Genomic DNA, 20,407 nt, shown 5'->3' on the forward strand with positions numbered 1-20,407 from the left:
CCCTGCCTTTCAGGTTGACAGACGCAGCTCTGCCACGAAATCGTAGGCATCGCCGTGATAGATGGATCGGGTAAGTTCAGCAACGCGCCCGCTTTCTAGGTATGAGGTCCGCTGAATGCGCAGCCCTGCCGTACCTTCGGCAACGTCCAGCAAACCGGCCTCGGTCGCTTCGAGATTGATGGCTGAGATTTTCTGGATCGCGCGCACCGGACGATTGCCCGAGTGTTCGAGGAACGCATAGAGCGATCCGGTAACCTCGGTCGGGTTGGGTAGGATATCCAGCGGCAACGCCGCGCGTTCCAGCGCCATTGGCCGCCCACCAGCCGCGCGCAGTCGATGAATGCGCGCGACCTGATCGCTGGCCGACAGACCCAGCGCCAGCATCTCATCAGGCGACGGCAGGAATATACCGCGCTCCAACCAGGTTGAAGTCGTTTCAAAACCGCGCCTCTCCATGTCTTCGGTAAACGAGGTCAAATGCGACAGCGACTGCTCAACCCGCGCAACCGCTTGACGCACGAATGATCCCGAGCCTTGCCGCTGTTCAATCGCGCCTTTGCGCACAAGTTCCTGAATCGCCTTGCGGACCGTCACCCGCGACAGGTCCGTCAGCTCGGCAATCTCGCGCTCGGGCGGGAGTGAACTGTTCGGGGCCAGAATACCCTCTTCAATCCCCTGCTCCAGCCGCTGCCGCAGCTGTACGTATCGGGGACCGGCGGTCTGACCCAGCCAACCCTCGGGCCGCAAGAAGTCAGCAACGCTCATGTCGGGTCTCCTTTTGAAAGGCGTGGGCCAACGCGATGGCACCGGTCAACGGATCGCCCAGCGGTTCGGCCAACTCCTGTTGCATTGGCGCAGGCAGAAATTCCGCATATTGCGGGCCGATGCCGCCGGTCAGGCAGATCGAAAGGCCGGGCATCCAGCCCATCGCCAACATCTGATCCGACAGATACTGTGCACTATCCTCCATGATCGACAGCGCAAGCGCATCTCCTTGCTTTGCGTGTTGCGTGACAACAGGCGCCAGCGCTCCGAACTCGGTAGGCGACATCTTGGAGGCGGTCCTGACAATCCCAGCAGCGCCATCAAAACGCGACAACAGGCTGTCCGCCAATTCAGACGCAGGCTTCAGAGCGTCCACAAAGTCAAGCGTACAGGCCAAAGCCCGCCGCCCAACCCATTGCGCCGAGGCCTGATCCCCGAGAACAGGTCCCCAGCCCCCGGCAAATGACCTGCGATCCCCATTCTGGACCGCCAGAAAAGAACCCGTTCCGCAATGCGCTACGAAACCGTCTTTCGAACCCAACGCACCACGTAATGCGGCGGGCCTGTCATCTTCAATCAGAACATGGTCAAATGGCAGCTTTTCTGCCAGCCGATCAGCCAACGCGCGCCCCGTGATACCGGCCAGCCCCAAGTAGGCTGGCGCACGAGCGATTTGAGTTGCCTCTAGTCCGGCACGTCGGGCCAAAGCAGCAATTCCGTGCATCAACTCAGCGCAGGCTGCGTCAAAATCGGTTGATACATTTGCCGCACCAACCTCGACACACTGAACCGCAGAGCCGTCTGAAACAGCAAGACGGCAGCGTGTTCCACCGCCATCAGCGGCCAGCACAATGGTATCAGAAGGGCGACTCATGGAGATACCTTTATAATACCTATTTCAAATTTTGAAGACCAAATTACGCAATAATGCAGTAATAGTTGTCCAAATCTTGAAAATAGTGGGCGTAAAAATAAAATGGTAGACTAATGGTATCTAAAAGGTATGATATTCAAAATCTCGGGGGAGAATCACGTGACCAAGCCAGTTACCGAACAGCTACATCAAGACGCGATCGGACTTGACGCCCGACCGCTGACTGAAGTGGCCGAGCTGCTGGCCCGCTCGCAAGCCGACGCTGCCGCTGCCCCGCTTTCCTCGCTGCCCAACCTCTGCGCAGGCGCAAAAGCTATGGCGCAATCCATCCGATCGGGCGGGGTTTTGCGCTATTTGGCGGCAGGCTCTTCCGGCTTGATGGCCGCCTCGGATGCGCTGGAACTGGGGGGAACTTTTTCGATACCAGCCCGCCAGATTCGCATCCACATGGCAGGTGGATTGCCCTCAGGAGTTGAGATGCCGGGAGATGTCGAAGATGCCACCGACGGCCTTGCCCGAGACCTGACCGATCTTTCTGCCAAAGACACCTTGATCACCGTCTCGGCCAGCGGAACCACACCGTACACAACCGCAGCAGCGCGGATCGCGCGGGACAGAGGCGCCACAGTTATCGGCATTGCCAATAACGGGGGCACCGAACTGTTGCAGCTTTCTGACCATCCAATCCTGCTTTCGACACCACCTGAACTGATCTCGGGCTCTACCCGCATGGGCGCTGGTACAGCGCAGAAAATCGCACTGAACATGCTTTCGACGCTGATGGCGATGGAGCTGGGGCATATTCAGGACGGCATGATGATCAATTTGCGCGCTGACAATGACAAGCTACGCGCCCGAGCCAACGGGATCGTCTGTCAGTTGACCGGTGTTTCCTCCGCGCAGGCTACAAAGGCGTTGACTGCGGCAGAGGGCAACCTCAAATGCGCGGCCCTTTTGGCTGTAGGCGCAGGGTCCCTGGACGCGGCGCAAGCAATGCTAAGCAACACCGACGATCACCTCCGCCCTGCGCTAGAGCGGATGAAACAAAACCAAGAAACCATCAACCTGGGAGATATCAAATGACACGCAAAGTTCTGAGCCTTGCCTTGATGAGCACGGCGCTGGTCACAAGCGCCTATGCGCAAGAGGCCACTTTGACCATCGAAAGTTGGCGAAACGACGATCTTGCGTTGTGGCAGGAAAAGATCATTCCGGCCTTCGAGGCCGAGAATCCCGGCATCAAAGTAATATTCTCGCCTTCTGCACCGGCAGAATACAATGCTGTCTTGAACTCGAAGCTCGAGGCCGGATCGGCTGGCGATCTGATTACCTGCCGTCCGTTTGATGCCTCGCTTGCGCTATACGAGTCGGGGCACCTGACCGATCTGTCTGATCTTGAGGCCATGGGAAATTTCTCGGACGTGGCCAAATCTGCGTGGCAAACCGATGACGGTTCGGCCAGTTTCTGCGTCCCGATGGCGTCAGTGATTCACGGCTTCATCTACAACAAAGATGCGTTCAATGAGTTGGGCATCGAAGTTCCAACTACCGAAGCTGAGTTCTTTGCCGCCCTCGATAAGATCAAGGAAGACGGTACCTATATCCCGATGGCGATGGGCACCAATGACCAGTGGGAAGCCGCAACGATGGGCTACAACAACATCGGCCCAAACTACTGGAAGGGTGAAGAAGGCCGTCAGGCGCTGATCAAGGGTGAGCAGAAGCTGACCGACCCCCAGTGGGTCGCCCCGTATGCGACACTGGCCAAGTGGGCCGACTATCTCGGCGACGGGTATGAAGCGCAAACCTATCCCGACAGCCAGAACCTGTTCACGCTGGGTCGTGCAGCGGTCTATCCAGCAGGCAGCTGGGAAATCTCGGGCTTCAACACGCAGGCCGATTTCGAAATGGGCGCCTTTAAGCCACCGGTCCAGAACGCGGGCGATACCTGCTATATTTCGGACCACACCGATATCGGCATTGGTATGAACGCCGCGAGCGAGAACCAGGAAGCTGCGCGCACTTTCCTGGCTTGGGTCGCAAGCCCGGAATTCGCCAGCATCTTCGGTAACGCCCTACCTGGTTTCTTCCCGCTGTCCAGCACTCCGGTCGAGCTGGAAGACCCACTGGCCAAGGAAATCGTAGGTTGGCGGGATGAGTGCGAAAGCACAATCCGCTCGACCTACCAAATCCTGTCGCGCGGCACGCCGAACCTCGAAAACGAGACTTGGGGTGCATCCGTTGCAGCCATCAAGGGTGCCGAGACACCCGAGGCACTGGGTCAGCAACTGCAAGACGGTCTGGCCAGCTGGTACGCACCACATCAGTAACACCTAGGCCACTCACACCGGACGCGGCCACCGCGTCGCGTCCGGACCTTTCCCCCGGAGATTCCCATGCAGACCCGCCGCATACGCTGGCACATTGCCGTTTTCCTCGCCCCTGCGGTGCTGGTCTACACGGCAGTGATGATCTTCCCCTTGTTCAACACACTGCGCCTCGCACTGTTCTCCGAGGTTGATCAGACACGTATCTACGTGGGCTTGCAGAATTTCCGCACCCTGTTCTTCGATCCGATCTGGTCCGAGCAGTTCTGGAACGCTTTGGGCAACAACTTCTGGTTCTTCCTGATCCACATGCTGGTTCAGAACCCCATCGGTATCGCTTTGGCCGCGCTTTTGTCGCATCCACGCTTGCGGTTTGCCGCGCTCTATCGGTCCGCAATTTTCATTCCGACCATTCTGAGCTTTGTGATCGTCGGTTTCGCGTGGAAGCTGATATTGTCCCCGCTTTGGGGCATCGCACCTTCAATGCTGGACGCCATTGGTCTGAAGTCGCTGTTTGCACCATGGCTGGGCAAGGAAGAATACGCGCTGACAACACTGGCACTTGTCTCGGTCTGGCAATTCGTCGGCATCCCGATGATGTTGATCTACGCCGCCCTGCTGTCGATCCCCGAAGAGATCCTTGAAGCCGGAGAAATAGACGGCATCACCGGTGCTTCGGCGTTCTGGAAGATCAAGCTGCCGTTGATCATTCCCTCGATTGGCATCATCTCGATCCTGACATTCGTCGGCAATTTCAACGCGTTCGACCTGATCTATGTCTCGCAGGGCGCGCTGGCGGGGCCGGATTTCTCGACCGACATCCTTGGTACCTTCATGTACCGCACGTTCTTCGGCTTCCAACTGCAATTGGGCGACCCGCATATGGGCTCCGCCATCGCTGGCGCGATGTTCGCCATCATTCTCGTGGGTGTCTGCATCTACCTCTTCGGCATCCAGACCCGGATGCGCCGGTATCAACTGTGAGGATAGCCGGATGAACAAAGCACGCCATAACCCGCTGAACACGGCCGCCATGCATGGGGCGCTGATCCTCTACACGTTGATCGCCCTCTTCCCGGTCTTCGTGATCATCATCAACAGCTTCAAAACCCGACGCTCGATTTTCCGCGAGCCACTCGCCCTGCCCGATGCCGAAAGCTTCTCGCTGATCGGTTACCAGACGGTGATGAAACAAGGGGATTTCTTCCTTTATTTCCAAAACTCGCTGATCGTGACCGTGGTGTCGCTGGCCTTCGTTCTGCTGTTCGGCGCCATGGCCGCCTTTGCCCTGAGCGAATACAAATTCAAGGGCAACACTCTGATGGGCCTCTATCTGGCGCTTGGGATTATGATCCCGATCCGCATCGGCACCGTGGCGATACTTGAGATGATGGTGGCAACCGGTTTGGTGAACACCCTTTGGGCCCTGATCCTTGTCTATACCGCGCAAGGTCTGCCGCTGGCGGTGTTCATCCTGTCTGAATTCATGCGGCAGGTCTCGGATGATCTGAAGAACGCAGGCCGCGTCGACGGGCTGTCCGAATACACCATATTCTTCCGATTGGTCCTACCGCTGGTCCGCCCCGCCATGGCGACCGTGGCCGTGTTCAACATGATCCCCATCTGGAACGACCTCTGGTTCCCGCTGATCCTTGCCCCGGCCGAGGAAACCAAAACACTGACGCTGGGCAGCCAGGTCTTTATCGGCCAGTTCGTCACCGACTGGAACGCGGTTCTGTCGGCGCTCAGCATGGCGATCCTGCCGGTGCTGGTGCTCTATGTCATCTTCTCGCGCCAACTGATCCGCGGCATCACTTCAGGAGCTGTGAAATGACCAAAGTTCTGATCGCCGGCCTCGGCAATATGGGGCTGAGCCACGCTTTGGCCCACCACAACCACCTAGACGCGCAGATTGTTGGGTTGGTGAACCGATCCGGTCGCGTGGATCATCCAGATCTGTCGATCTATCCGGCCTATTCGGATTTTCACACCGCTCTGGCAGAGACCAAGCCCGATCTGGTGGTCGTGGCGACCTACTCCGACAGCCACGCCGATTTCGCCTGCGCGGCGATGGAGGCCGGGGCGCATGTATTTGTCGAAAAGCCGCTAGCGACCACTGTGGCAGATGCCAAACGAGTCGTCGCGAAAGCCATTGAAACCAAACGCAAACTGGTCATCGGCTACATCCTGCGCCATCACCCTTCATGGATGCGCCTTATTTCCGAGGCGCGCGACCTGGGCGGGCCCTACGTGTTCCGGCTGAATCTCAACCAACAAAGCAGCGGGGCCGAGTGGGAAACACACAAAGCTCTGATGCAGACCACCTCGCCCATCGTCGATTGCGGTGTGCATTATGTCGACGTGATGTGTCAGATCACTGACTCCGACCCCGTGCGAGTCCACGGCATGGGCCTGCGCCTAAGCGATGAGATCGCCGAAGACATGTACAACTACGGCCAGTTTCAGGTGGTCTTCGAGGATGGCTCGGTCGGCTGGTATGAGGCCGGTTGGGGCCCGATGATGTCCGAAACCGCGTTCTTCGTGAAAGACATCGTGTCGCCCAACGGCTCGGTCTCGATCACCGATGGCAACAAGGGCGCATCCGCCGATATCGACGGACACACCAAGGTTGGCGGCCTTCTGGTCCATCGCCCCGATGGCGACCAGACAATCGACATGCCCGATGAGCCCGGCCATCAGCAGCTCTGCGATGCCGAACAAGCCTATATGCTGCGCGCCATCGCCGAGGACATCGACCTGACCCGCCATATGAACGACGCCGTGCAATCGCTGGCCATCTGTCTAGCTGCCGATGAAAGCATCCGCACTGGCCAACCCATTTCGCTGAAAGAGGCACGCACATGACCGCCCTGACGCTGACAAACGTGAACAAGTCCTTCGGCACTGTCGAGGTACTGAAAGATATTAACATCGAAGTCGAAGACGGAGAATTTGTCGTCTTCGTCGGCCCCTCCGGCTGCGGCAAGTCCACCCTGCTACGCGTGATCGCGGGGCTGGAGGACGTGACTTCGGGCGAAGTGCGCATTGGCGGAGAGGTGATGAACCTTACGCCCCCCTCGAAACGCGGCATCGCGATGGTGTTCCAAAGCTATGCACTCTATCCCCACCTGAATGTGCGCAAGAACATGTCGCTGGCACTGAAACAGGAAGGCCAGAGCAAGCAGGTCATCGAAGAACGCGTCGCCAAGGCCAGCAAGATGCTGAACCTTGAGCCCTATATCGACCGTTACCCCTCGGAACTATCCGGCGGACAACGCCAACGCGTCGCTATCGGCCGCGCCATTGTGCGTGAACCCAAATTGTTTCTGTTTGACGAACCTTTATCCAATCTGGACGCCGCCCTGCGTATGAATACGCGACTGGAAATCGCCAACCTGCATCAGCAGCTCGATGCATCGATGATCTATGTAACCCATGACCAGACCGAGGCGATGACGCTCGCTGACAAGATCGTCGTCCTGCGCGACGGGCGCGTTGAACAGGTTGGCAGCCCGATGGAGCTATATAATAACCCCGCCAACCAGTTCGTCGCGGGTTTCCTTGGCGCTCCGTCGATGAATTTCTTCCCCGCCAGCGTAATCGGCGACAGCGCGGACACAACATTGGGCATCCGCCCAGAGGACTTGTACTTATCCGACGAAGGCCCCCTGACCGCGAACGTGACACATGTTGAGCATCTGGGCGGAGACACAAACGTGATCGCGATGATGCAAGACCACCAGATCACCGCGCGCCTGTTCGGCCAGCATCAGGTCAACGCTGGTGAATCCGTCCATTTCGGCTACGCCCAGGATCGAACCTATCGCTTCAACCAACAGGGCGCCCGTCTCACCTGACAATTTCGGGTAACGATTTCAGGATGTTGGTGCGGTCGAGAAGACTCGAACTTCCACGGGTGTTACCCCACAGCGACCTCAACGCTGCGCGTCTACCAATTCCGCCACGACCGCACTGCCAATGACTTGGTAGAGGGGCGTATAGACGCTGAGCCGCGCGATGTGAAGAGGCAAAAACACAGCCGATTGAAATCACGTGCTTTAGCCATATCTAACCGCGATACAATGCAATCTGGAGCAGCCATGCCCTCGCCCGATCCCCGCCCTACAGTGCAGATTGATGTCGTCTCGGATGTGGTCTGTCCGTGGTGTATTGTCGGCTTTCGTCAACTCGATGCCGCGCTGAAGCAAGAGAATGTGCTGGCCCGATTGCGCTGGCATCCGTTCGAACTGAACCCCAGCATGGGCCCCGAGGGGCAGAACCTGCGGGAGCATATTGCCGAGAAATATGGCTCGACGCCCGAACAAAGCCAGCAGGCGCGCGAGCGTTTGACTGCGTTGGGTACTGAACTTGGGTTCACTTTCAATTTCACTGATGACAGCAGAATCGTGAACACCTTTGCCGCGCATCAACTGCTTGACTGGGCGGAAACACAGGGGCGTCAGCATCCGCTGAAACTGACCCTGTTCGAAACCTATTTCACCAAGCAACAGGATGTCTCTGACGTCGAAGTGTTGATGGGCGCGGTCGAGACGGCCGGGCTCAACCCGGAGGCGGCGCGAACCGCACTTGAATCAGGTGCGCATGCCCAACCGGTGCGTGAAAAACAAGATTTCTGGACCAGCCGGGGTATCTCGGGCGTGCCTTCGATGGTGTTTGGAGGGAAATATCTGCTGACCGGCGCACAGGGCACGGACACTTATGCGCAGGTCCTGCAACGCTGCCTGGCCGAGGCCGCCTGACCCCTTCCCCCTGCCCCGCAGACGGTCTAAGGAACGAGCATGGAATGGAAGACTACCGACGGGCTGATCGACTACGACGAGGCCACTGCCTTCATGGAGGCGCGCGTTGCCGCGATTGCAGCGGGTGAGGCGGACGAATGCATTTGGCTGTTGGAACACCCGCCGCTTTATACCGCTGGGACTTCTGCCAAGCGAGAAGATCTGACCGATCCGGATCGCTTTCCGGTCTATGAAAGCAAGCGCGGTGGACAGTACACCTATCACGGCCCCGGTCAGCGCGTTGTTTACGTCATGCTTGATGTGGGCAAACGCGGTCATGATGTGCGCCGCTTTGTGCAGCAGCTTGAGGCATGGGTGATTGCGGCTCTGGCCGAGTTCAATGTCACCGGTGAGATCCGCGACGGCCGCGTGGGCGTCTGGGTGCAACGGCAAGACAAGCCGCTGACGATCACCGGCCAGCCAGCCGAGGACAAGATCGCGGCCATCGGCATTCGCCTGCGGAAATGGATCAGCTTTCACGGCATCTCAATCAATGTCGAACCGAACCTGTCCGATTTCACCGGTATCGTGCCCTGCGGTATTCAGGAACACGGGGTGACCTCACTGGTCGATCTTGGGTTGCCGGTGACCATGGATGACGTCGATGTTGCGCTAAAAAAGACCTTTGATGAGGTCTTCGCCACCGAGGGCGCCTAGTTAATAGGTGATTCCACGTATTCGGACAGATCTGGCCAGAATACGCAAAAGACAATGCTAGTATTTGGGGCACTCTGTTTCGAAAATCATTCAGAAAATTCCTTTGAATGGTCTCAATTCGCCTCAAATTCAGGGATTCTTCACATCCTCTCCTTACAAACGCCATCTGACCACATAGTATGTAATGACCGTTCATGAGTGAGTGGTGTGTTAACCGGTGATCTCAGGGCTGCCCTGCGAAATCCGTGAAAGTGTTTGGTTACGAGTCTGCCGTTCCGACCCCATATCGGAACGGCAATTCTCGTTTTAGGCCCCTAAATCTGTTGATGCCCAAATCGGGTTGATCCGACGCAAGCGTGCCCGCTGGCTTCGATTTCAAGCGTAACATGACCAAGCCCAAACTTGTTCTGCAGAACCTGCTTGACCATCACCCGGATATCCTCGGCACTATCTTGTGCGTCGGGTTTGATGACCAGATGCGCCGACAGCGCGGGCTCACGCTCCTGCATGCTCCACAGATGGATGTGGTGAACTCCTGCCACGCCCGATACGCCTTCAATGGCTGTGGCGACCTCTTCCGGATCCAATTCTGTTGGCGCGCCCAACATCAGAACGCGTATGGTTTCACCGATCTCGGATTTGACGTGCCAAAGGATGTAAAGTGAGATCATGATGGTGACCGCTGGGTCGACCCAAGTCCAGTTGAAGACAATTACAGCGGTACCTGCGACAATCACGGCGACGGACCCCAATGCATCGGCCACATTGTGCAGGAATGCCGCACGAATATTCATGCTGTCCTTGGACATGGAATAGGTCAGCATAGCGGTGACAAGGTCGACGACCAATGCGATCCCAGCGATCCAGACAACGATCCAGCCATTAACCGGCTCGGGCTCGACAAACCGCATTACGCCTTCGTACAGCAGATAGACCGACAGAACGATCAGTGTTGTGTAGTTAACCAGCGCCGCTACAACCTCGGCCCGGCCATACCCGAAACTCATACGCGCGTTTGCGGGTCGACGAGCGATCTTGCGGGCAAAGAATGCGATGACCAGCGCAATCGCATCTGACAGGTTGTGCAAGGCGTCCGCAATCAAGGCGAGCGAACCTGAAATAACCCCGCCCACAACCTGTGCCAGCGTCAAGAACATATTGACCGCGATGGCCCAGGCAACGCGCGCATCTCCGGCCTGCGGATCAACATGCGCGTGGCTGTGCCCTTTGTGGGAATGCTGATGAGCCATTTTAGTGAGTCCTATTTTCTGAATCACCATGCTACATAATTCCTCTAGTGACTAGAGGTTCAAGGGGGTGTTTTCGAAAATGAATGCAATCGGGGCTCCCTCATTTCGCACTGGATTCAAAGCACCTACGATCCGGTTCTGGACTTCTACCGCCGTTCGAACCTACTGCGGGTAATCGGCGCCGCTATGACGAAACCGCGCTGCGGCGGTTGCAATGCGTACGCCATGGCCAAGATCTGGCCACCCGTTGGCCCAATTAGAGGCTTTGCTCACACTCGAAAGTGCAAATGGAAAAACTTGAACCGGGCTAATGAAATCGCCGGACAGCAGCCTGATGTTTTACGAGTCCGGATCGCACGCATGAAATGAATGGAACAAGACTGATCCGTATTCCTCAGGTCTGCGACGGGCAGCGCGATTACGCAAGTGTCGTGCTCCATGCGTTTGGTGATCACGACGCCTGCGACAGCTCGCTTCGAAGGTGGATCAGGTCAGTGCCGCGCGGATCTTGTCGGCGTGTTGAGCAATCAGGTCAAAATCGCCCATTTTTCCGGGCGGGCGTATCGAGACGCCCTCGTGGCGCGGCAATACATGCACATGAAGGTGAAATACCTCTTGCCCGCCTGCGGCCTCATTGAATTGCTGAACGGTGACGCCATCAGCGTCAAACGCTTCTTTCACAGCGTGAGCCATCTTCTGTACCGTCGCCATCACCGCTGCCAGTTGCTCGGGCGTTGCATCCAGCATGTTGCGACAGGAGGTTTTGGGGATCACCAACAAGTGCCCGTCCGCCCGGGGCATGATATCCATCAGCGCGACGGTGTCGTCGTCTTCATACACACGGTTTGACGGGATTTCTCCGCGCAGGATCTTGGCAAAGACATTTTCGGGATCATAAGCGGTCATTACAGGCCTCCGGTGTTGGACTTACCCGTTGTTCTGAGGCGCCGCTTGATGCGGGTCAAGCGGGTTTCCCCGTCACCACTTGTAATCGCGGACTGAATCCCCAAATCCCTCGCATCCGAGGTCAGATTATCGCGCAGCACAGTCTGCCCGCGACAATTAATCTTGATCCAGATCAAACTCGACCATTGAAGGTCGCCCCTTCGCAATCTAAAACCAGCAGGAATCCCGCGCGTTGGAGAGGTCCGACTGCGCGGTACAGTTGCAACAGGAGGCACCTAATGGCAGACGCAGCCATTCATGGTCACGAGCATGAAGATCAGCGCGGCTTTTTCACCCGCTGGTTCATGTCGACCAACCACAAGGACATCGGGATTCTCTACCTGGTCTTTTCGGCCCTTGCCGGTCTGATCTCGGTTCTGATGACTGTCTATATGCGGCTCGAACTGATGCACCCCGGTGTTCAGTATATGTGCCTCGAAGGGTTCATGGCCGATCCATGTACCCCCAACGGTCACCTCTGGAACGTAATGATCACCTATCACGGTGTTCTGATGATGTTCTTCGTGGTCATCCCTGCCCTGTTCGGCGGTTTTGGCAACTATTTCATGCCGTTGCAGATCGGTGCGCCGGATATGGCGTTCCCGCGGATGAACAACCTGTCCTTCTGGCTGTATGTCGCTGGCACCTCGCTGGGCGTCGCCTCGCTGCTCAGCCCCGGTGGTAATGACCAGCTTGGTTCAGGTGTAGGCTGGGTTTTGTATCCACCGCTGTCGACGACCGAAGGCGGCATGTCCATGGACCTTGCGATCTTCGCCGTGCACGTATCGGGCGCCTCCTCGATCCTCGGCGCGATCAACATGATCACCACCTTCCTGAATATGCGTGCCCCGGGCATGACACTGTTCAAGGTGCCTCTGTTCAGCTGGTCGATCTTCGTCACTTCGTGGCTGATTCTGCTGTCGCTGCCGGTTCTGGCAGGCGCGATCACCATGCTGCTGATGGACCGCAACTTTGGCTTCACCTTCTTTGATCCGGCCGGTGGCGGCGATCCGATCCTGTATCAGCACATCCTTTGGTTCTTTGGCCACCCGGAAGTGTACATTGTGATCCTGCCCGGCTTTGGCATCATCAGCCACGTGATCGCGACCTTCGCGCGCAAACCAATCTTCGGCTACCTGCCGATGGTCTGGGCGATCATCGCGATCGGTGTGCTGGGCTTCGTCGTATGGGCGCACCACATGTACACCGTTGGCATGTCGCTGCGCCAGCAGGCCTACTTCATGCTGGCCACGATGGTCATCGCGGTTCCGACCGGCGTTAAGGTCTTCTCGTGGATCGCGACCATGTGGGGCGGCTCGATCGAGTTCAAAACCCCGATGCTGTTCGCCTTCGGCTTCCTGTTCCTGTTCACCGTTGGTGGTGTGACCGGCGTTGTGCTGTCGCAGGCCGGCGTGGACCGTGCCTATCACGACACCTACTACGTCGTTGCGCACTTCCACTACGTGATGAGCTTGGGTGCCGTCTTCGCGATCTTCGCTGGCGTGTACTTCTACTTCTCGAAGATGACGGGCCGTCAGTATTCCGAGTTCTGGGGCAAGGTTCACTTCTGGCTGTTCTTCATCGGCGCCAACCTGACCTTCTTCCCGCAGCACTTCCTGGGCCGTCAGGGCATGCCACGCCGCTATATCGACTACCCTGAAGCGTTTGCTCAGTGGAACTTCGTTTCGTCGATTGGTGCGTTCATCTCGTTCGCCTCGTTCCTGCTGTTCTTCGGCATCGTGATCTACGCCCTGCTGCGTGGTGCGAAAGAGACACGCCCGAACCCGTGGAACGAATACGCGGATACGTTGGAATGGACCCTGCCCACGCCGCCGCCTGAACACACGTTCGAGCAGCTGCCCAAGCAGGAAGACTGGGACAAGGGCCACGCGCACTAATCCCGCCATCCAAACCAAATTCAGCAAAGCCCCGCCCCGTGCGGGGCTTTGTGTTTTTTACGCCCCCAGTCCGCAACTTGCTGCACCCAACACGTAGACGCACCAAAGATCAGGCCGCTAGTATTTGCGAAAACAGCATAATCTAAGACGGGTGCGCGCCACATGATTCTCCATCACGGCATCACACTTCGGCAACTGGTCAAAGGCTCTGCCGGGTTCATTTGCATCGTCATGGCCTGGATACTCCCGCTTGAACTAGTGGATGAAGTTACTCCGCTTGAGTTGATCTCGAACTCCAGCCCACCGGTCACGATGCTGGGTTTGGCAGTGGCATTTTTTCTGGGTTTCAAGAACACCTCGGCCTATGGCCGCTGGGTCGAGGCCCGCAAGATCTGGGGGGACATCGTCAACGCCAGTCGCGATTGGGGCAACACGATCAGCAATCTGGTTCAGGCTGACGGCACGCCGCTTGCGCCCGAGATACGGCGTGAATTGCTGGAACGTCATATCGCTTGGCTCAACATGCTGGCATTTCAGCTGCGCCAGCCCGCAACGCATGGACCTGCCCGCCGCCCGTGGATGTTCGGGCACAAACCGGTCGTGGACAAAATCGCGCTGCATCAGGAACCCGAATGCTGGCGCGATACCCAACTGGCGGCTGATATGCCTCTGCTCGAAGGGAAATCCAACCGTGCCCCGTACCTGTTGTTTCTTCAGGGTAAGCGGCTTTCATCACTGGCGCAATCCGGCAAGATCGACCCCTATTGGCATGTGGCGCTGATGAACCGGCTAGCACGGTTTGCAGACGCGCAAGGCCAAAGCGAACGTATCAAGAATACCCCCTTCCCACGGCAGGTCGCCGAGGTCGGACGCATCTTCAGCTATATTTTTATCTTCATGTTACCGCTGGCGTTGAATGACCAACGCTCGATCACCGCTGGCATGGGCTACTCGGTAACAAAATCCGTTCTGCTTGACTGGGCAGTCTTTGCTCCGATCGGAGCGTTGGTTTGCTGGATTTTCTTCGTGACTGAACGGGTCAGCGCCTCGATGGAGGACCCGTTCGAAGGCGACGTAACCGATGTTCCGATCTCGTCCATCTGCCGCATGATCGAAATCGACCTGCGCCAGATGACTTCCTGTGGCACTGCCCCTCAGCCGACAGAACCCATCGATAAAGCGTTACTTTGACCATTTAAATTGGGCAAAGATCGAAAAAACCTCCGTTTTGCGGTATTCTGGTTGGCAAAGCCCCTTTTGACAGGAGCCTTGCTATGCCCGAGATCGACTTTTGGTATTCAATCGGCAGCACTTACAGTTTTCTGACCATCACGCGCCTGGATGGCTGGTGCGAAGAAAACGATGCGACGGTAACCTGGCGCCCCTTCAACGTGCGCACGGTGATGTCGGAACAGCAAAATATACCCTTCGCGGGCAAACCGGTGAAGTCGGCCTATATGTGGCGCGATATTGAGCGGCGCGCCGCGAAATATCACATCCACGCCAAACTTCCCGCCCCCTATCCAATTTCTGACCTGGCGCTGGCAAATCAGGTGGCTTTGCTGGGCATGCAGGACGGCTGGGGCGCCGGGTTCACGCAAAATCTTTATCGGATCTGGTTCGAGGACGGGATTGAGGCCGGTAGCGAAAGCGCCATTTCCGAAGCCCTGCTTCGGTGCCAACAAGATCCACGCCTGATGCTTGCCCGTGCCCGCAGCCCGGACGCTGTTGCAGCCTTGGAGGACGAGACAAACAAGGCCATCAAACTGGGGGTTTTCGGCGCACCCAGCTTTGTTGTCCGCGACGAAGTGTTCTGGGGTGATGACCGGCTTGACGATGCCCTGTCATGGGTCCGCGTCGGCCACGTTGTCTGACTGATTTTTGCTTCGACATTGCGCCGGTCTGAGCTAGGTTCTCGCCATGCCTTATCAATGGACAGAAAACTCGGACGCTGAACAGGAACTGCGGCTTTGGCCGCACAACTCCTTGCCACCACGTGGTGCAATGACCGTCATCTTGTCGGTGTTCCTGTTCGGACTGATCCCGCTGCTGGCGATGTTGGGTTCGATCGTCCTGTGGGGTCTGCTGCCGTTCCTACTGCTGACGGTTCTGGGCCTCTGGTTGGCAATCCAGACAAACTATCGCGCGCGCAGCGTGTTCGAGGTTCTGACCTTAGGCCAGACGCAAGCCCACCTTGTGCACCACCACCCAGACAAGGGCGATCAGGAATGGACCTGCAACCGCTATTGGGCCCGTCCTGAAATGCACACCAGCGGTGGTCCGGTACCCCATTACGTAACGCTGATCGGCGATGGGCGCGAAGTTGAGATCGGCGCGTTCCTGTCCGAGGACGAGCGGATCGCGCTGTTTGATGATCTGAGTCAGAAACTGCGCAAATCGACGTGACTAAGCGCCGTTCGAGTTAGCGCAAAGATGATCTTTGACCATCGGTCCTACTTTGCCGAAATCCATCTGACCGGTATAGCGCGACTTCAACTCGCCCATCACCTTGCCCATATCGCGGATTGAGCCCGCCCCAGTAGACGTGATGGCGGTCTGAATGGCCTTGCTAACCTCGTCGTCGTCCAGCTGTTTGGGCAGGAATTCCTCAATCACCTCAACCTCGCGCAGTTCCCGCTCGGCCAAATCAAGGCGTCCGCCCTCTTCGTAGGCGCGTGCGCTTTCCTTGCGCTGCTTGGTCATTTTACCCAGAATTTCAAGCACTTCGGCATCGCCGCAGCCTTTGGTCTCTTCATTGTCAGAGGCGCGCGAAGCAATATCACGATCCTTGATCGCCGCATTGATCAGGCGCAGTGTCGAAAGACGCTCGGCGGCTTTGTCTTTCATAGCTTGCTTCAGGGCAGAGTTCACCCGTGATCGCATATCCATATGGTCTGTCCATCCCCATGGCAAAGGAACCCTGACCATATCGAAACAAAAAGGTTGGTACAACAGTGGACATTAATTGTAACTCATTGATTTTTAACAATAGCCCAAAATTTGAACAGACTTGACCCTAGCGTATAACCCACTTAGTTATGCGCCCGTTTACCTTGCAGGAGAGTCGCGCCATGGCCCAGAACGCCCCGTCTAAGCCCACCGCATGTCTGGCGTTGGCCGATGGAACCCTGTTTTACGGTGTGGGCTTCGGCGCAACCGGTCAAACCGAGGCCGAGTTGTGTTTCAACACCGCCATGACGGGCTATCAAGAGATCATGACCGATCCTTCTTATGCGGGCCAGATCGTGACCTTCACTTTCCCGCATATCGGCAATGTCGGAGTGAATCCCGAAGATGACGAAACCGGCGACCCGGTGGCAGCCGGGATGGTGGTCAAATGGGACCCGACCGAGCCGTCGAATTGGCGCGCGACAGAAGAGCTAAAAAGCTGGTTAGCCCGACGTGGTCGCATCGCAATCGGCGGCGTCGATACCCGCCGCCTGACCCGCGCGATCCGCCAGCAAGGCGCACCGCACGTGGCGCTAGCTCATGATCCCGAGGGAAACTTCGATATCGAAGCCCTGATTGCTGCAGCGCGTAGTTTTGCGGGTCTCGAAGGGATGGATCTGGCCAAAGAAGTCACCTGCGCCCAAAGCTATCGCTGGGATGAGATGCGTTGGGCTTGGCCCGATGGCTACCAGCGTCAGGAAGCTCCGATGCACAAGGTGGTCGCGATCGACTATGGTGCCAAGCGCAACATCTTGCGCTGCCTCGCCTCGGCGGGTTGCGACGTAACCGTATTGCCCGCCACCGCAACGGCTGCGGAGGTGCTGGCACACAAGCCGGACGGAGTGTTCCTGTCAAACGGACCCGGCGATCCCGCGGCTACCGGCGAATATGCAGTTCCAATGATCAAGGAAGTGCTGGATACAACAGATCTGCCTGTCTTTGGTATCTGCCTAGGTCATCAGATGCTGGCACTGGCGCTTGGCGGGCAGACGATCAAGATGAACCACGGCCACCATGGTGCCAATCATCCGGTCAAGGATATGGAAACCGGTAAGGTCGAGATCACCTCGATGAACCACGGCTTCGCCGTGGACGCGGAAACACTGCCCGATGGCGTAGTCGAAACGCATCGCTCTCTGTTTGACGGCTCGAACTGCGGTATCCGCATGACGGGCCGCCCGGTTTATTCGGTGCAGCATCATCCAGAAGCGTCACCCGGCCCGCAGGACAGTTTCTACCTGTTCGAACGCTTTGCCGCGGCGATGGCGGATCAAAAAGCACAAGCTTAAAGGCGAATTCAACAGCGTTAACCGTGTGTTAACCCTGACTAAGCAACCCTGCCGGATGTTACATGCGGCAGGGTTTCGTTATGGTCGAATTGAATCTCCAGCGTCAGACACTGGCGCAGCCTGTGCCCGGGCCGCATTCGCGCAAACCGCTCGGCACATGTCTCGTCGAACAAGGCATCATCACATCCGACCAGTTGGCGCGCGCCCTGCGGATGCAAGTATTCCAGAACGCGCCATTGGGAGAAATACTGGTCAGTGAAGGATGGGCCAGCCGTGCGCAGGTTCTCTCGGCGCTGTCTGACCAAACCGGCCTTCAGATCGCCGATCTTGCGCAGGTACCACCTGCCGCAGATCTCTGCTTGCTCGAACCGGTCGAGTTTTGGTTGGAGCACAATGTACTGCCCTGGATGCGTGTGGGGCCAATCCTGCTGATCGCTACAGCCAGGCCAGATACATTCGACGCAGTGGCAGACGCATTGAAAGGCCACGGTTACACGATCATCCCGGTTCTGGCAGGACCCGAGCAGATCGATGCCGCCATCGCCCGTCAATATGCTCAACCGCTGGCACAAGCTGCAGAAACTCGCGTTGAGGCGCGGCAAAGCTGCAGGAATTGGTCGGCCCAGACGCGCCGTGGGCCGATCATTGGATTTATCCTGTTCGCGGCACTCTGTGTTTGTTTCCCGATAGTTGGCCTCGGCCTTCTTTTGGGCTTTGCACTGCTGACCCTAGGACTGTTCTTGTCTCTCAGGCTCTCGGGGCTCATTGCTTATCTATGGCGAGAAAAATCTGAGCCAACAACAAAGACCTCTGAGTCACTTCGCCTACCCCGCGTCTCGATCCTTGTGCCGCTATATAAGGAACGCGAGATTGCCGATGACCTGATCGCCCGGCTGCGCCGCCTGACCTATCCCAAAGCGTTGCTGGATGTCATTTTGGTGCTGGAAGAGCGGGATGACGTAACCAATGAGGCGCTCAGGCAAATAGAACTGCCAACCTGGATGCGCGCCATTGTTGTGCCGGATCGGGGTGACCTGACCACCAAGCCCCGTGCGATGAACTATGCGCTGGATTTCTGCCGTGGAGAGATTTTGGGCGTTTGGGATGCCGAAGACGCGCCGCAATCCGATCAGATTGAAACCGTTGTCCGCCATTTCGCGAACGCCCCAAAGGAAGTGGCGTGCCTGCAAGGTATTCTAGACTACTACAATCCGCGCACCAATTGGCGGTCGCGCTGTTTTAGCATCGAATACAGCGGCTGGTTTCGCGTCGTCCTGAAAGGCATCGCGCGAATTGGTCTGGTCGTTCCGCTGGGCGGCACAACCTTCTTTTTTCGCCGCGACAAGCTGGTCGAACTGGGCGGTTGGGATGCCCATAATGTCACCGAAGACGCCGATCTGGGTGTCCGCCTAAGCCGTGCCGGATATCGGACCGAGATCGTCAGCACCACGACCTATGAAGAGGCGAACTTTCGCGCCTGGCCATGGGTCAAGCAGCGTTCGCGTTGGCTGAAGGGGTTCATGGTAACCTATCTGGTGCATATGCGCGCACCACGCCAATTGCTGCGCGATCTGGGGTTGCTGCGCTTTTTGGGCTTACAGGCCTTTTTTCTGGGAACACTGGGCCAATTCCTTCTGGCCCCGCTTTTGTGGGCGTTCTGGCCCATCTTTTTCGGGCTGCCCCACCTGTATCAACCAATCCTGACACCCGGTTTATTGACTGCCTGCGTGGTTCTGTTTCTCGTCGCCGAAGCCGCCAACCTATTGGTGGGTATCTGCGGTGTCATCGCAGGCAAACGCAGGTTCCTGCTACCCTGGGTGCCGACCATGGTGCTTTACTATCCGCTGGGCGTGTTGGCGGCCTACAAAGGCCTGTGGGAACTGGCGGTCAATCCGTTCTTCTGGGACAAGACCCAGCACGGCCATGCGGTCGAGGAACGTGAGGCCGCTATTTCTCGCGCCGGATCGCATCCTGTTTCAGCCGCGTCATGAAAGCGACCGAAATGTGATCCTGCAACGCCTTGGCCGCCGCGTCCTCGTCTCGCGCCGCAATCGCGTCCACGATGCCTTTGTGCTCGCTCTGCGCAATCTCGCCACGCCCTTCTGCGGCCAGCGATGTGGTCGCCATCAAGGCCATGGTCCGATGCACCAGATCAAGCTGCTGCACCAGATAGCGGTTATGCGAAGCCAGGTGAATCTGTTCGTGAAATCTCCGGTTGGCCCGCGACAGCGCAACAGGATCTCCGATCAACTCATTATCGGCCACCACCATGTCCTGCAGGACCCGAATTTCCTCTTCGGTTGCGTGTTTTGCGGCCAGACGTGCGGCCAGCCCTTCCAATTCACGCCGGACAACATAAAGCTCGGCCATCTGGTTGTGGTCCAATGAGGCCACGATCAACGACCGCCCGTCCCGTTCCAGCAACGACTGCGTTTCCAGCCGCTGCAGCGCCTCGCGGATCGGAGTGCGCGAAACGCCAAACCGCTCGGCCAGTTCGCTTTCCACCAGCCGATCACCAGGCTTGTAGACACCGACGTCTATCGCTTCGAGAATAAGGCTATAGGCGTCCGTATTGGACTGTTTGGATTGGGGCATCGGCTGAATTGTCTCCTCGTTCGGACCTGTCTAGCCGCCACACGCCCCCCCGATCAAGT

General features: G+C 57.5%; 20 protein-coding genes and 1 tRNA gene. 14 read left to right on the forward strand and 7 right to left on the reverse strand.

Annotated elements, in window-relative coordinates; translation table 11 throughout:
* Positions 1 to 9: 9 nt before the first annotated feature.
* Entirely contained in the window at positions 10 to 765 is a 756-nt protein-coding gene (locus tag I5192_RS08710) for a GntR family transcriptional regulator (protein ID WP_170393434.1), read from the reverse strand.
* A complete protein-coding gene (locus I5192_RS08715) occupies positions 752 to 1,639 on the reverse strand; it encodes a BadF/BadG/BcrA/BcrD ATPase family protein (protein ID WP_223118205.1) in 888 nt (295 codons plus the stop codon). Before I5192_RS08715 ends, I5192_RS08710 begins: the two co-directional genes overlap by 14 nt.
* Before the next feature lie 159 nt (positions 1,640 to 1,798).
* Here I5192_RS08715 and I5192_RS08720 point away from each other — a divergent pair, with 159 nt between their 5' ends.
* From I5192_RS08720 to I5192_RS08745, 6 genes are all read left to right on the forward strand, one after another.
* Entirely contained in the window at positions 1,799 to 2,722 is a 924-nt protein-coding gene (locus I5192_RS08720) for an N-acetylmuramic acid 6-phosphate etherase (protein ID WP_223118206.1), read from the forward strand.
* A complete protein-coding gene (locus tag I5192_RS08725) occupies positions 2,719 to 3,969 on the forward strand; it encodes an ABC transporter substrate-binding protein (RefSeq protein WP_170393441.1) in 1,251 nt (416 codons plus the stop codon). The genes I5192_RS08720 and I5192_RS08725 overlap by 4 nt, the downstream gene beginning before the upstream one ends.
* A gap of 66 nt (positions 3,970 to 4,035) precedes the next feature.
* Positions 4,036 to 4,950, forward strand: a complete 915-nt coding sequence (locus I5192_RS08730) for a carbohydrate ABC transporter permease (protein WP_170393443.1) — start codon at positions 4,036 to 4,038, stop codon at positions 4,948 to 4,950.
* A gap of 10 nt (positions 4,951 to 4,960) precedes the next feature.
* Positions 4,961 to 5,800: a carbohydrate ABC transporter permease gene (locus I5192_RS08735; protein WP_170393445.1), complete on the forward strand. Its 840-nt coding sequence runs from the start codon at positions 4,961 to 4,963 to the stop codon at positions 5,798 to 5,800.
* Positions 5,797 to 6,831 (forward strand): Gfo/Idh/MocA family protein, encoded by a 1,035-nt coding sequence (locus tag I5192_RS08740; RefSeq protein ID WP_223118207.1) that lies wholly within the window; start codon positions 5,797 to 5,799, stop codon positions 6,829 to 6,831. The genes I5192_RS08735 and I5192_RS08740 overlap by 4 nt, the downstream gene beginning before the upstream one ends.
* Positions 6,828 to 7,823, forward strand: a complete 996-nt coding sequence (locus tag I5192_RS08745) for an ABC transporter ATP-binding protein (protein WP_170662208.1) — start codon at positions 6,828 to 6,830, stop codon at positions 7,821 to 7,823. Before I5192_RS08740 ends, I5192_RS08745 begins: the two co-directional genes overlap by 4 nt.
* A 27-nt stretch (positions 7,824 to 7,850) precedes the next feature.
* On the opposite strand, the gene I5192_RS08750 is transcribed toward I5192_RS08745, so the two are convergent.
* A tRNA-Leu gene (locus I5192_RS08750) sits at positions 7,851 to 7,937 on the reverse strand.
* 129 nt (positions 7,938 to 8,066) lie between these two features.
* Here I5192_RS08750 and I5192_RS08755 point away from each other — a divergent pair.
* Positions 8,067 to 8,726 carry a DsbA family oxidoreductase gene (locus tag I5192_RS08755; protein WP_223118208.1) on the forward strand — a complete coding sequence of 220 codons (660 nt, stop codon included), beginning with the start codon at positions 8,067 to 8,069 and terminating at the stop codon, positions 8,724 to 8,726.
* 39 nt (positions 8,727 to 8,765) lie between these two features.
* Positions 8,766 to 9,422, forward strand: a complete 657-nt coding sequence (gene lipB, locus I5192_RS08760) for a lipoyl(octanoyl) transferase LipB (RefSeq protein ID WP_223118209.1) — start codon at positions 8,766 to 8,768, stop codon at positions 9,420 to 9,422.
* A 314-nt stretch (positions 9,423 to 9,736) separates the two neighbouring features.
* Here lipB and I5192_RS08765 read toward each other — a convergent pair whose 3' ends face one another.
* Entirely contained in the window at positions 9,737 to 10,672 is a 936-nt protein-coding gene (locus I5192_RS08765; RefSeq protein WP_170405039.1) for a cation diffusion facilitator family transporter, read from the reverse strand.
* A gap of 486 nt (positions 10,673 to 11,158) precedes the next feature.
* A complete protein-coding gene (locus I5192_RS08770; protein WP_170610159.1) occupies positions 11,159 to 11,578 on the reverse strand; it encodes an HIT family protein in 420 nt (139 codons plus the stop codon).
* 278 nt (positions 11,579 to 11,856) lie between these two features.
* On the opposite strand from I5192_RS08770, the gene ctaD reads away from it, so the two are divergent.
* The 4 genes from ctaD (at position 11,857) to I5192_RS08790 (ending at position 15,921) form a co-directional block, all read left to right on the forward strand.
* Positions 11,857 to 13,515: a cytochrome c oxidase subunit I gene (ctaD, locus tag I5192_RS08775; RefSeq protein WP_170393460.1), complete on the forward strand. Its 1,659-nt coding sequence runs from the start codon at positions 11,857 to 11,859 to the stop codon at positions 13,513 to 13,515.
* Positions 13,516 to 13,677: 162 nt separating this feature from the next.
* Positions 13,678 to 14,706 (forward strand): bestrophin family protein, encoded by a 1,029-nt coding sequence (locus I5192_RS08780; RefSeq protein WP_223118211.1) that lies wholly within the window; start codon positions 13,678 to 13,680, stop codon positions 14,704 to 14,706.
* Between the two features lie 83 nt (positions 14,707 to 14,789).
* The gene (locus I5192_RS08785) at positions 14,790 to 15,389 is read left to right on the forward strand and encodes a 2-hydroxychromene-2-carboxylate isomerase (RefSeq protein WP_170393465.1); all 600 of its coding nucleotides are present in this window, start codon (positions 14,790 to 14,792) and stop codon (positions 15,387 to 15,389) included.
* A gap of 46 nt (positions 15,390 to 15,435) precedes the next feature.
* Positions 15,436 to 15,921 carry a DUF2244 domain-containing protein gene (locus tag I5192_RS08790; RefSeq protein WP_170510555.1) on the forward strand — a complete coding sequence of 162 codons (486 nt, stop codon included), beginning with the start codon at positions 15,436 to 15,438 and terminating at the stop codon, positions 15,919 to 15,921.
* Here the strand turns inward: I5192_RS08790 and I5192_RS08795 are convergent, their stop codons facing one another.
* Positions 15,922 to 16,404 carry a GatB/YqeY domain-containing protein gene (locus tag I5192_RS08795; protein ID WP_170393469.1) on the reverse strand — a complete coding sequence of 161 codons (483 nt, stop codon included), beginning with the start codon at positions 16,402 to 16,404 and terminating at the stop codon, positions 15,922 to 15,924.
* 182 nt (positions 16,405 to 16,586) lie between these two features.
* Here I5192_RS08795 and carA point away from each other — a divergent pair, with 182 nt between their 5' ends.
* Together carA and I5192_RS08805 are read left to right on the forward strand one after the other, a co-directional pair.
* Positions 16,587 to 17,753, forward strand: a complete 1,167-nt coding sequence (carA, locus tag I5192_RS08800) for a glutamine-hydrolyzing carbamoyl-phosphate synthase small subunit (protein ID WP_170393471.1) — start codon at positions 16,587 to 16,589, stop codon at positions 17,751 to 17,753.
* 62 nt (positions 17,754 to 17,815) lie between these two features.
* A complete protein-coding gene (locus I5192_RS08805; protein WP_255612124.1) occupies positions 17,816 to 19,744 on the forward strand; it encodes a glycosyltransferase family 2 protein in 1,929 nt (642 codons plus the stop codon).
* Here the strand turns inward: I5192_RS08805 and I5192_RS08810 are convergent.
* Positions 19,701 to 20,348: a GntR family transcriptional regulator gene (locus I5192_RS08810; protein WP_223118212.1), complete on the reverse strand. Its 648-nt coding sequence runs from the start codon at positions 20,346 to 20,348 to the stop codon at positions 19,701 to 19,703. The two genes, I5192_RS08805 and I5192_RS08810, sit on opposite strands and share 44 nt — an antisense overlap.
* Positions 20,349 to 20,407 lie beyond the last annotated feature (59 nt).

Source organism: Ruegeria sp. SCSIO 43209 (assembly GCF_019904295.1).
Classification (GTDB): domain Bacteria; phylum Pseudomonadota; class Alphaproteobacteria; order Rhodobacterales; family Rhodobacteraceae; genus Ruegeria.